The sequence below is a fragment of the Janthinobacterium sp. TPC_1 genome, assembly GCF_056037845.1.
Genome location: NZ_CP195157.1, coordinates 3,390,228 through 3,402,310, shown reverse-complemented (window position 1 = coordinate 3,402,310; position 12,083 = coordinate 3,390,228). Strand labels below are relative to the sequence as shown.

Sequence of the window (12,083 nt, the reverse complement as noted above, 5' to 3'; positions counted from 1 at the left end):
CGTTATCCGGCTGATAATATTTATGATAAAACGCGCGCAAGCGGGGAATATTCACCTGCTCGATGTCGGAGCGGGCGCCGATGGTCGACTTGCCATAGTTGTGCCAGTCGTAGGCGATGGCCTGGATGCGTTCGCTGGTCACGCCGATCGGATCGCTCTCGCCCATCTCGAACTCGTTGCGCACGACCGTCATTTCGCGCTTTTTTTGTGACGGGGTTCCACAGGTCGTTCTGGTCGATGGCCGCGTTGACCATGCGGTCCGCTTCCATGGCCAGCATCTGGCGCAGGTTGTCGTCGTTGGCGGGGAAAGTGGCGTAGTAATTGGTGCGGTCGTACCAGGTGGTGCCGTTGAACTGGGCGCCCGTCGAGTTCAGGATCTCGACGGGGGTTTTCGTGCCCTTCCTGACGCCAAAGTTGGCGCTGGGCTTGAACAGCAAGTGTTCGAGCAAGTGGGCCATGCCCGTTTCGCCATAGTTTTCATGGCGCGAACCGACCAGGTAGACGATGTTGGTGGTGAGCGTAGGCTTGCTGGCGTCGGGGAACAGCAGCACGCGCAAGCCGTTGGCCAGGCGGTATTCGGTGATGCCTTCGACGGACGTGACCTTGACGGCGGCACGGTTGGGCGCAGCCTTGCCGGCTTTCTGGACCGGCGCCGCTTCCACTGGGGTGGCGGCAAGGATGAACGAAGGCGAGAGGATGCCGGCGGCAAGCAGGAGGGCGGTAATTGGTTTCAAGGCAAAGTCCTGGTAACACTACGTTATTAGACAAGCGCAAAAGCGGGCGCAATGGAATACAAGCGCAAGAATTGCCACAGGCCCGCGCTGCGTCTTCGCTGCCAGGGGAAATGATTGCTCTCGCAATTTACGGCATACTTATCAGTTACGCAAGTCCTGTCATCGAGCTGTTATTTTCCCGTGTTATACTCCACGGTTCCAGAACTATCTGCCTGTATATGAGACGAGCTCTCGTCCTGCTCTGCCTTTTTGTTTTCATTGCGTTACCCCAGGCGTTCGCCAGCATGGCTTACGCCAGTCCTTCCCCATTCCAGCACCTTGACGCCGCAGTCGCGGCCGCCGCTGCCGCCATGCCTGCCGCCGATTGCCTCGACCCCAGCGTCCATGCCGGCTTGCCCGGCGACAGCTGCGACGCCGACGAATGCGACAACGATCCCATCACGCTGTACCCGACCTCGCGCCAGGGCGCGCCGTTTTGCGCCATCATTTGGCAAGCGGGACCGGGGGCACTTGCCGAAGCGGACGCGCGGCAGGCCACCCGGCCGCCGCGCGTCCGCCATCACATCACACATTAGCAACATCATTCCCTGGGGCACTGGCCGCCAGGCAAGCTTTATTTTGATTTAACTTTACAAGGTTACACACATGGAATGGTTATTTGACCCGACAATCTGGGTCGGCCTGCTGACGCTGGTCGTACTGGAAATCGTACTGGGTATCGACAACCTGATTTTCATCGCCATCCTGGCCGAGAAACTGCCGCCGCACCAGCGCGACAAGGCGCGCGTGCTGGGCCTGACCTTGGCCCTCGTCATGCGCCTGGGCCTGCTTTCGCTGATTTCCTGGCTGGTCACGCTGACCACGCCGCTCTTTTTTGTCTGGCAATTTTCGTTCTCGGGGCGCGACCTGATCCTGCTCGTCGGCGGCCTGTTCCTGCTGTTCAAGGCCACCACCGAGCTGCACGAACGCCTCGAAGGCGTCACGCACGCCCAGACGGGCCCGAAAGTCTACGCCGGCTTCGGCCTGGTGGTGGCGCAGATCGTCGTGCTCGACGCCGTCTTTTCGCTCGACGCCGTCATCACGGCCGTCGGCATGGTGGAAAACCTGTACGTGATGATGGCGGCCGTCGTCATTTCCATCGTCGTCATGATGCTGGCCTCGAAGGTACTGACGCGCTTCGTCAACGCCCACCCCACCGTCGTCGTGCTGTGCCTGAGCTTTTTGCTGATGATCGGCCTGTCCCTGGTGGCCGAAGGCCTGGGCTTCCACATCCCGAAGGGTTATCTGTACGCCGCTATCGGTTTCTCGATCGTCATCGAATTCTTCAATCAGCTGGCCCGCCGCAACTTCCTCAAGCTGCAGTCGAACGCCCCGCTGCGCGACCGCACGGCGCAAGCCGTGCTGAGCCTGCTGGGCGGGCGCAAGGGCCGCGAAGTCGTGGAAGAGCACGAAGTCAAGGAATTGCCCGACGTCTCCGCCTTCGGCGTGGAAGAGCGCAACATGGTCAGCGGCGTACTGACCCTGGCCGAACGCTCGATCCGCTCCGTCATGACGCCGCGCGGCGACGTCTCGTGGGTCAACCTGAACGACAGCAGCGAGAAGATGCTGCAATTGCTGCGCGACACGCCGCACAGCATGATTCCTGTCTGCAAGGACGACCTCGACAACGTGGCCGGCATCGCGCGCAGCAAGGACCTGATCGAGGATCTCGTCTCGCGCGGCAAGATCGACCCGGCCAGCATGCGCGAAGCCGTCGTCGTGCCGGAAGCGGCCGGCGTCCTGAAAGCCATGGAAACATTAAAGCGCTCGCGCGGCCAGCTGGTGCTGGTGGTCGACGAGTTCGGCACCGTGCAAGGCGTGCTCACGCCGATCGACATCCTGGAAGCCATCGCCGGCGAATTCCCCGACGAGGACGAGCAGCCGGACGTGGAAGTGCTGGGCCCCGGTCACTGGCGCATCGACGGCGCGACGGACCTGCATTACCTGGAGCAAGTGTTCGAGACGGAAACCCTCGTCAGCGAAGACGGCGAGTACAACTCGCTGGCCGGCTTCCTGCTGGCGCATTTCGAGAACATGCCGGCCGTGGGCGAAGTGCTGGAGCTCGACGACTTGCGCTATGAAATCGTCGAAGCGGACGAGCGCCGCATCGCCTGCGTGGACGTGCGCCGCATCGAACCCGATCACAGTTTGTAACACAATGGCAAGCGTGCCCCGCTTGCCATGCCGTATGCTGGGGTCTGCCTTTTCCGGAGACGCCCACATGAAATCATCCCTGCTACGCCTGACCCTGCTCACTTGCGCCGCCCTGGGTACCCAGGCCGGCGCCCAGGCCGCCGCGCCATCGACCGCCATCAAACCGGGCCTGTGGCAAGTCGACAGCAAGATGGCCTCGCCCGACGCCGCCACCGACAACGCAATGTCCATGGTGCTGCAGCAACTGGGCAACCTTCCCCCCGATCAACGCAAGCAGCTGGAAAGCATGGCGGCCAGCCGCGGCATGGCCATGCCTACCGTGGGTGCCGACGGCGCCGTGCGCGTGACGGCCTGCGTGACGCCGGACATGGCGGCGCGCAAGCAGATTCCCACGGGCCAGCCCGGCGATTGCAAATCGAACAACACCGATATCGCAGGCGGCATGAAGGTGTCGTTCAGCTGCGCGAATCCGAAATCGAGCGGCGAAGGCAAGGTGCTGTTCACGGGCGATCAGGCGTTCAGCATGCAGCTGGCGGTGAGCACCAGCGCGCGCGGCACGCCGGAACAGGTGAATGTGACGAGCAACGGCAAGTGGCTGGGCGCAACGTGCCCTGCGCCATCCGCCGCCGCTCAGAAACCGTGACGGAAGCCCATATTAAAAGCCGCGTCGCCGCGGCCCGCATCGCTGGCATTGCCCACCGTGTAGCGGGCGCCGTTCCTGTTGTGGATCTTCGCGTAGGACGCGTAGAAATCGCTGCGTCTTGACAGGGAATACGTGAGGCCGACGGCCACCTGGCTGGCGTCGCGGTTGGCCAGGTCGCGGTCGTCCTTGCGCACCCAGGATGCCAGCAGCTTGAAGCCGCCCACGGGTACGGACACGCCCAGCAAGGTATCGCGGCTGTCCGACGACGACATCGACAGGGCCAGCGCGCTGTAGGCGTTGTTCGGGTCCCACGGCGAACTGCCGTAACCCTTGTTGACACCGACGGCGGCAAAGGCGGTCGCCACCTTCAGGTCGAGGTTGGCCGCGATCAGGGTGTTGCGGGCCGACATGTCGATGGCGGGCAAGGTGCCGGCAGCAAGGATCAGGCTATTCTTGCGCTGGTGCGACACGCTGACATTCACGGCGCCGGCCGAATAGCCGAGCGTGGCGCCATACGCGCGGTTGTTGGCATTGCTGTAGGGCGACTCGCCAAAGCTGTAGATGGCGCTGGCGGACACGCCGCGCAAGGCGGGGGTTTCATATTTGATGGTGTTGTCATAGCGTTTCACGCTGTAGCCGGCCAGGTTGCCGGCGCTGCCGGCCATGCCGCCCTTGAACGGGTCGGCCACGTCGGTCAGGGCCAGGTAGTGCGGATTGTACTGGCGCCCCAGGGTCAGCGCGCCCAGGCGGCTGTCGAGGCCCACATAGGCCTGGCGGCCGAACAGCCGGCCCTCTTCCGACTGGCCCGTGTCGTTCTGGATGCCCGCTTCCAGCGTGAATACGGCGGACACGTCATTGCCCAGCGCTTCGCGGCCCCGCAGCCCCAGGCGCGAACCGGACGCGACGCCGCCCGAGACCTTGGTGCCGGCGCAATTGGCGGCACAGCCCCGTTCGGCCACGATACCCGCGTCGAGCACGCCGTACACGGCAACGTTACTGGATGCGGCATTGCCTGCGCCATCGGCAGCCTGGGCCGGCGCAAACAGCAGCCACGGCCCCATCCCTATCACAGCAAGCGCAAAATACGAGGTCTGCATGATAAATATCTCGGTAACGTGAAAGAAACTACTTTCCGGTATTGATCAGGACGTGCGCTGTGTGTCACGTCCCAGTGTTACCTTATCCTCGCTTTTTGTCCAGCCATCCGTGCGTTGTACAACAGAAACTTCAGCTTAGTCCCGGGAAACACGTCGCACACTGACAACACGCAAGAGCAAGCATGATTGTCGCAATTTGCGGCAAAATGGCGTTAAAAGCAGGCCCTGCCGTGAAGCAATGTTCGGTGGCGAACGTTGCGCGATTTGACGCAGGCGGTACACTACTGGTTTTACCGACAGCGGCTCGCCCGTTTTTTTGCATGCTAGCTATCCTCGAACGCATTGACCCCAACTCCAGCAATATCGACTTGCTGGTGGAATTATTCAACTCACTGCGTCCCAAGCGCGCCCACGACAGCGCTACCGCGATCGCCAACGTGCGCACCCTGCGCCAGCTTCTCAAAGGTAACCCCGCGCAAGCGCGCGCCCTGCACGAATACGTGCTGCGCGTGCTGGCCGCGCGCCGCCGCCACGCCAGCCTGTACACCGATATCGGCGTGCTGTCGAACAGCGGCTTCTTTACTGAATTGAAACGCCGCATCGCCTACCGCATGCTGCCGCCCGCCCTCGGCGACGAATACCTGAACGACGCGCTCGACCAGGTGCTGTACCTGAAGACCGATTATTTGTGGATCAGCAACGTCCCCGCCACGGACTGGCTGGAACTGTTCGACGTGCTCACCAGCGACGAGGTCGAACTGGCCGTCGGCGACGGCAACATCATGCTGCCAGGCCTGCTCGACGCCATCCGCACCCTGTCCTACCGCGTCTGCGCCATGGGCCTGGAGCCGGAACTGACGCGTTTCCACAGTGAAATTGAAGTGTTCCAGTCGCCGTTCATGGTGCAGAACACGGAAGTGAACGCCTACCTGGACGCCTATACGAGCCTGCTGCAGGGCGACATCGAGCACATCGAGGACGCGCGCCATTTGCTGGTGATGCTGGACCAGTGCGACGCCGTCATCGCCAAGATCCGCAAGAAGGCGCTGTACCAGGGCACCAGCATTCCCCTCACCTACCTGCTGGTGGCGCTGGCGCAAAGCATCGAGCGCCTGCGCAAGCTGTTGTTCCTCGTCGACACGAGCGGCGAGCTGCCCGCATCGAACAATGTGGACATCGCCGCCATCACGGTGGACGCCACGCAAGACTTGCTGCACCCGCAGCCGGTCAGCCGCCGCCGCGCGGGCGCCGTCGGGCTGGCGCTGGAACTGATCCAGGCGCACAACAACAAATACAAGGTCAGCGACCTGTTTTCCGACAATATCAACTTGCTGGCTCGCAATGTGACGGAAAACGCCAGCCGCACGGGCGAGCACTACATCGCGGAAAACCGCCGCGAAATGGGCGCCATGTTCCTCTCGTCCGCGGGCGCGGGCGTGATCATCGGCTTCATGGCCCTGTTCAAGATATTGATGTCGTATCTGCGCTCGGCGCCGCTGGTCGAAGCGTTCATGTTCAGCATGAATTACTCGATCGGCTTCATGTTCATCCACTTGCTGCACTTCACGGTGGCCACCAAGCAGCCGGCCATGACGGCCTCGCGCATCGCCGCCGGCCTGCACAGCAAGGATGGCCGGAACATCGACCTCGACAGCATGGCGGAACTGATCAATAAAGTGTTCCGCACGCAAAACATGGCCGTGCTGGGCAACCTGGCGACGGCCATTCCCACGGCCTGGCTGATCGCGCTCGGCTACAAGGCGATCACGGGGCACAACCTGGTGACGCCGGAAAAAGCCATGCACTTGCTGCACGATATCGACCCCATCGGCAGCCCCGCCATCTTCTACGCCATGATCGCCGGCGTGTGCCTGTTCGTGGCGGGCCTGATTTCCGGCTACTACGACAACCAGGCCCTGTACACGCGCTGGGCGCAGCGCATCGCGCAATTGCGCGGCCTGGGCCGCGTGATCGGCCAGGAACGCTTGCAGCGGCTGGGCCTGTACCTGGAAAACAATCTGGGCGGGCTGATGGGTAACTTCTATTTCGGTATCCTGCTCGGCTCCATCGGCACCCTGGGTTTCCTGATCGGCTTGCCGATCGATATCCGACACATCACCTTCTCTGCCGCCAACTTTGCGACAGCCCTGGTGGGACTCGATCACAATATGAGCTGGCAACTGGCCGTCAAGTCGCTGTCGGGCATCTTCGCCATCGGCACGGCCAACCTGCTCGTCAGCTTCGGCCTGGCCCTGTGGGTCGCCCTGCGTTCGCGCCAGGTGCGCTTCAAGCACGGCATGCAATTGTTGAAAATCCTTGGCAAGCGCTTCCTGCGCTCACCCATCGTCTTCTTCTTTGGTTCGAAAAACCCGCCGCCCCTGGCACTGGCCGATGACTCGGCAAACCTGTCACTGACAAACAAGGCTCAAAAATGACCGCTCGGCGCATGCAACCCTGTCTCACCGCCCTACTGCTGTGCTGGACCCTGGCTGCATGCGCCTCGCTACCCAATGTCAAGAACCTCAACACCACCTTGGCCCCCGTGGCCAAGCCCAATGTCATCACGGGCAAAGGCGCCTTGCTGAACGTCAACAGCCGCGCGGCCCTGCTCAACAAGCGCTGGGCCAAGTCCGGCATGGACTTGAAAACCCAGGCCGCGCTGGAAGAGGCGGCCACGGGCGTGCCTTTGATCAAGGGCAACAAGGTAACCCTGCTGTTTGACGGCCCGCAAACGATGGCCGCCATGTTCCAGGCCATCAGCGAGGCGAAGAACAGCATCAACCTGGAAACGTATATCTTCGACCAGGACCCGCTGGGTCTGAAATTCGCCGACATGCTGATCGAGAAGCAGCAAGCGGGCGTGACGGTCAACGTCATCTATGACAGCGTGGGCACGATCGGCGTGCCGCAGGCGTTTTTCGAACGCATGCGCGCGGCCGGCGTGCACCTGGTGGCCTTCAATCCCGTCAATCCCGCCAAGCTCAAGGGCGACGACTGGAAGATCAACAACCGCGACCACCGCAAGGTGCTGATCGTCGACGGCAAGACGGCGTTTACGGGCGGCATCAATATCAGCGATACCTATGCGAAAAGCTCGCTGTTCCGCTCGAAATCGAAAGCTACCGACAAGAAGGACGTGGGCTGGCGCGACACGCACGTGAAAGTGGAAGGCCCGGCCGTGGCCGCCTTCCAGTGGCTGTTCATCCGCACCTGGGCCCAGCAAGACCAGGCCGACTTGCCGGATGCCAATTATTTCCCCGTGCTGTCCGAAGTGGGCGACAAACTGGTGCGCGTGGTGGCCAGCGAACCGGACGGCGGCTTTGAAATCTACAAGGCGTATATTTTAGCTATCCAGGAAGCCAAGAAATCCATCCACATCACCTCCGCCTATTTCGTGCCCGACCAGCAGACGGTCGACGCGCTGGTGGCGGCCGCGAAACGGGGCGTGGACGTCACCGTGGTGCTGCCCGGCGTGTCCGACAGCGGCCTCGTGTTTCATGCGGGACACGCGCTGTACGACCAGCTGCTGGCCGGCGGCATCCGCATCTTTCACTTGAAACTGGCCGTGCTGCACGCCAAGACGGCCGTCATCGACGGCGCCTGGTCAACGGTCGGCTCGACCAACATCGACATGCGCAGCTTCCTGCATAACAGCGAGCTGAACGTGATCGTGCTGGGCGACAGCTTCGGCCGCGAAATGGAAAACGCCTTCCAGGAAGATTTGCGCGATTCGGAAGAAATCACCAGGGCGAAATGGGAAACGCGGCCCATCGCGGACCGCATGAAGGAGTGGGCGGCTCGTTTCATGAATTACTGGCTGTAAGCGCCTTGCAGGAACTGGATATTTGCATAGATATGCACTATATTGCACCAATAGTATGATGATCGTCGTACTACTCATCTCTGGAGCTGACCACCATGGGCACCGTGCGCAAGACCATTACCTTGACGGAGCAGCAGGACGACTGGATCAAGGCGCAAATTGACGCCGGGCGCTATACCAACGACAGCGAGTACATCCGAGACCTGATCCGGCGTGAACAGGAACGCAGCACCGAACTCGATGCGATCCGCGCGGCGCTGGTGGAAGGCGAGGCCAGCGGCGAACCCCAGCCTTTCGACGCCAGGGCTTTCAAGCAGAGAATGCTGGCAGCGCATGGCTAAATACCGGCTGACGCCCGCCGCCGAGCATGATCTTGAGGCGATCTGGGCGTATACGTCGCAGCGGTGGAGCGTGCAGCAGGCCAGTGCTTATCTTGACAACATGACGGCGGCCTTCGATGAGCTGGCGCGCACGCCCGAGACGGCACCGGCATGCGAGCAGATCCGGCCCGGCTACCGGCGCCGCAAAGTGGGACGGCACATGATTTATTTCCGCATCACTCACTATGGCATTGCCATCGTGCGCATTTTGCATGACCGCATGGATCCGGCACGCCATCTGTAGTCAATAATCCATCGCGCGCATGCGGCGCCTCACAGCGGCCGCAAACTGGCCCACACCCCGCCCTGGCGTTCAAACGCTTCCGTGCTGACCTTTTCAAAGTCGGCACTCTCGTCACTCCAGCTGTAGCGCTCGACCCGGATGCAGCTGTTTTCCACGCGCAGCACATTGAACGAGTTCGACTCGCCCCTCCCCCGCGTGGACGTGGCCGTGCCCGCCTGCACCATCAGGGCGGCGTAGCCGGCGATCTTGTAGCGTTCGGCCGTGTTGCCCGCCACGCTGGCGTGCAGATGGCCCGCCAGCAGCAGGTCGACCCCGCATTCGGAAAACATTTGCAGCGCCAGCGGTGCGCGGTCCACCAGGTCATCTTTGTCGAAATGCTCGGGCAAGTCAAACGGATGATGCGTGACGATGATGCGCGTCAAACCGGGCGGCAAACGGCCCAGCCGTTCGCGCAGGAAATCGATCTGCTCATGGCTGATGCGGCCATCCTTGAACGTCAATGAGCGGGCCGTATTGATGCCCAGCACGGCGATTTCCTCATCGATATATTCGGGCGTCAGGTCATCCGTCACATGGCGCCGGTACTTCACCAGCGGCGTGAGGAAGCGGGAAAAGACGTTATACAGGGGCACGTCGTGGTTGCCTGGCACCACGATCTGCGGCCCCGGCAAGCTGTCGAGAAAGTGCCGCGCCTGCTGGAATTGCACGCTGCGGGCCCGCTGGGTAAGGTCGCCCGAGACGACGACCACGTCCGGTTCCAGGCGCTCGACCAGCGCGCGCAGGGGCGCCAGCAGGGCCGCATCGACCTTGCCGAAATGTAAGTCAGATAAATGCACGAGGGTACGCATGGCCTACTCCTGGGCTGGCGCCGGCGCGGGAACGATCACATCCAGCGCGGCGGGACGGATGCGGTACTGCAGCGGCGTATTCATGACGGTCACTTCGCCATCGGTGGCCACGCGCAGGCGGCGGTGCCGCGTGGCGATTTCCAGGTCGGTGGCCGTCAGCACGTCGAAATCCTTGGCTTGCGACAACTTGCCGAACAGCGCGTGCAAGGCCAGCTTCAGCAAGCCGAGGCGGCCCGGGACGTTGCGCCACGTACAGGCTCAACTGGCCTCCATCGAGCCGTTCGCGCTCGCCGATATTCAAGCCTTCCATCAGGTATTCATTATTGCCGATGAAAACGAAAGGCGTGCGCCGCGCATGCACGGCATCGTTGAGTTTCAATTGCACACTGAGAAACGGATAGCGGCGCAAGGCGGCCACCAGCGCCCAGCCGAACGCCAGCCACTTGCCCCGTCCCAGCCGGCGCTGCTGCTTTTCGCGGTCGCGCACGATATCGGGATACAAACCCAGGCTGGAATTGTTCAGAAAGATGCGGCCATTGACGTCGCCCACATCGACCTTCACGCGCAAGCCCTGCGCCACATTGGCGATGGCCGCCTCCAGCGCGAGGGGAATATTCAGATCCTTGGCGAAATGGTTCAAGGTGCCTAGCGGCAAGACGCCAAACGGCGTGCCGCTGCCGACGACGACGGAGGCGACGGCATTGATGGTGCCATCGCCGCCGCCGGCCACGACGATGGGCGCGCCATCGCGCAAGGCTTGTTCGGCCGTGGCGATCATCTCGGCGCCGCTTTGCGCCAGGGTGATGGCGGCATCGAGGCCGACGGCGAGGAATTGCGCTTCCAGCTGCTGCGCCCAGTCGGGCGCATAGCCGCAGCCGGCGCCCGCATTGATGATGACTGCAATCTTGCTCAGGATCACTCCCCTTATCTGGTTTGCCGGATATGCCGGCGGCGGCGCAGGGTCGACACGCCGGCGATACAGATGGCCAGCCAGCCATAGCTTTCCGCCATGGCCGCCAGCACATCGCTCAGGTAATGCGCGCCCAGGTAAATGCGGCTGAAGCCGACGAGCGCCGCCATCAGGAAGGCTGCCAGCGCGATGGCGATGCGCTTGCCCCAGGCGCCCGGTGCCGTCTGGCAAATCAGGTAGGCGGCCAGCAGACCGTACAGGGCTGTCGACGTGGCCGTATGGCCGCTGGGAAAGCTGTACGTGCTCAAGGCCGTCTGCAGGATGGGCTCGTCAAAGCTGGGCCGCGCGCGGACAAAAATGTACTTTAACAGCAGGTTCAAAAACATGACGCCCGGCATGGTGATGACCAGGGTAAACAGCCAGTAATTGGCTCCCTTGCGGTGCAGATACCAGCCCAGCAAGGTAGCCAGGGTGATGGCGCCGATCACGCCATGCATATGCGTGACGACCAGCAGCACGCTGGTGATCCACGGCACGGCATGCTGGTTGAACCACTGCGCCACCTGCAGATCGATCACGGTGATCTGCTCCATGCCCATCACAGCTTCGGCGATCTCGTGGAAGACCACGATGGCCACCAGCATCAGCGCCACGCCGACCGTCATGTGCAGTCCCAGCTCGCCCTCGGGCGACAGGCGCGCCTCGACGAAGCGGCGCAGTTTAAGGGTCCAGCCCGTGGTCATGCCCATGTCATTTTTCTCTTGCAAACTCATCTCTCTTTCATGTCCCTGGCGATGATCAAAAAAACCACACCAGTAAAAAAATACTGTTTATTCATACAGTAGCTGTGTTTTCATACAGTAGTTATGCTATTCTGATGACTCGTTCAACACATCTCCCTCAAAGGAATTGTCATGGCAACATTGAATAGCGGTTTTGGCTCACGGTTCGGCCTGGAATACGCCCCAAGCTCTTTCCTCGTCCGCATGGGCAAGCGCGAAATCCTCGTCTGCCGCGACTTCCGCAAGCGCTACTACACCGTCAATCCCTTGATCGAGTGCGGTACGGGCATCGAGCCGGGCTATGTTGAAGTGCTGCTGATGCGCCGTTGGCTCCTCATTTTATCCAAGGCGCATTAAGAATGACTTTAAAACAAGGTGTTCGCACCCTGTTATCAAGTCAGCTCCGTCCGGCCACGCCAGGAGCGCGCC

The 12,083-nt window shown here is 61.8% G+C and carries 12 protein-coding genes and 1 pseudogene; 8 read left to right on the top strand and 5 right to left on the bottom strand.

The annotated features are described in order from the left end of the window. Positions 1 to 20: 20 nt before the first annotated feature. On the bottom strand, positions 21 to 734 hold the full coding sequence (locus tag ACQVLG_RS16730) for a M16 family metallopeptidase (RefSeq protein WP_474290265.1): 714 nt from the start codon (positions 732 to 734) through the stop codon (positions 21 to 23). A gap of 284 nt (positions 735 to 1,018) precedes the next feature. On the opposite strand from ACQVLG_RS16730, the gene ACQVLG_RS16725 reads away from it, so the two are divergent. The 3 genes from ACQVLG_RS16725 to ACQVLG_RS16715 all read left to right on the top strand — a co-directional run bounded on the left by ACQVLG_RS16725 (position 1,019) and on the right by ACQVLG_RS16715 (position 3,570). After that, complete coding sequence (locus tag ACQVLG_RS16725) at positions 1,019 to 1,309, top strand: hypothetical protein (RefSeq protein ID WP_230541781.1); 291 nt, start codon at positions 1,019 to 1,021, stop codon at positions 1,307 to 1,309. Between the two features lie 70 nt (positions 1,310 to 1,379). Next, positions 1,380 to 2,927: a TerC family protein gene (locus ACQVLG_RS16720; protein ID WP_474290263.1), complete on the top strand. Its 1,548-nt coding sequence runs from the start codon at positions 1,380 to 1,382 to the stop codon at positions 2,925 to 2,927. Between the two features lie 67 nt (positions 2,928 to 2,994). Beyond that, positions 2,995 to 3,570, top strand: coding sequence for a DUF3617 domain-containing protein (locus ACQVLG_RS16715; RefSeq protein ID WP_474290262.1), 576 nt, complete (start codon positions 2,995 to 2,997; stop codon positions 3,568 to 3,570). Here the strand turns inward: ACQVLG_RS16715 and ACQVLG_RS16710 are convergent. Next, complete coding sequence (locus tag ACQVLG_RS16710) at positions 3,558 to 4,667, bottom strand: porin (RefSeq protein ID WP_474290260.1); 1,110 nt, start codon at positions 4,665 to 4,667, stop codon at positions 3,558 to 3,560. The genes ACQVLG_RS16715 and ACQVLG_RS16710 overlap by 13 nt on opposite strands. 320 nt (positions 4,668 to 4,987) lie before the next feature. Between ACQVLG_RS16710 and ACQVLG_RS16705 the strand changes: the two genes are divergently transcribed. From ACQVLG_RS16705 to ACQVLG_RS16690, 4 genes are all read left to right on the top strand, one after another. Further along, entirely contained in the window at positions 4,988 to 7,102 is a 2,115-nt protein-coding gene (locus ACQVLG_RS16705) for a site-specific recombinase (RefSeq protein ID WP_474290259.1), read from the top strand. Further along, a complete protein-coding gene (gene cls / locus ACQVLG_RS16700) occupies positions 7,099 to 8,490 on the top strand; it encodes a cardiolipin synthase (RefSeq protein ID WP_474290257.1) in 1,392 nt (463 codons plus the stop codon). Before ACQVLG_RS16705 ends, cls begins: the two co-directional genes overlap by 4 nt. Before the next feature lie 95 nt (positions 8,491 to 8,585). Then, entirely contained in the window at positions 8,586 to 8,831 is a 246-nt protein-coding gene (locus ACQVLG_RS16695; protein WP_230541787.1) for a type II toxin-antitoxin system ParD family antitoxin, read from the top strand. Next, a complete protein-coding gene (locus ACQVLG_RS16690) occupies positions 8,824 to 9,114 on the top strand; it encodes a type II toxin-antitoxin system RelE/ParE family toxin (protein WP_474290255.1) in 291 nt (96 codons plus the stop codon). Before ACQVLG_RS16695 ends, ACQVLG_RS16690 begins: the two co-directional genes overlap by 8 nt. 29 nt (positions 9,115 to 9,143) lie before the next feature. Here the strand turns inward: ACQVLG_RS16690 and ACQVLG_RS16685 are convergent, their stop codons facing one another. The 3 genes and pseudogenes from ACQVLG_RS16685 to ACQVLG_RS16675 form a co-directional block, all read right to left on the bottom strand. Beyond that, positions 9,144 to 9,962, bottom strand: a complete 819-nt coding sequence (locus tag ACQVLG_RS16685; RefSeq protein WP_230541789.1) for a metallophosphoesterase family protein — start codon at positions 9,960 to 9,962, stop codon at positions 9,144 to 9,146. Between the two features lie 3 nt (positions 9,963 to 9,965). Beyond that, positions 9,966 to 10,881, bottom strand: a pseudogene (locus ACQVLG_RS16680) (diacylglycerol/lipid kinase family protein). Positions 10,882 to 10,886: 5 nt separating this feature from the next. After that, on the bottom strand, positions 10,887 to 11,639 hold the full coding sequence (locus ACQVLG_RS16675) for a phosphatase PAP2 family protein (RefSeq protein ID WP_474290253.1): 753 nt from the start codon (positions 11,637 to 11,639) through the stop codon (positions 10,887 to 10,889). Positions 11,640 to 11,786: 147 nt separating this feature from the next. Between ACQVLG_RS16675 and ACQVLG_RS16670 the strand changes: the two genes are divergently transcribed. Further along, positions 11,787 to 12,011, top strand: a complete 225-nt coding sequence (locus tag ACQVLG_RS16670) for a hypothetical protein (protein ID WP_010396348.1) — start codon at positions 11,787 to 11,789, stop codon at positions 12,009 to 12,011. The last annotated feature ends 72 nt before the right edge of the window (positions 12,012 to 12,083 follow it).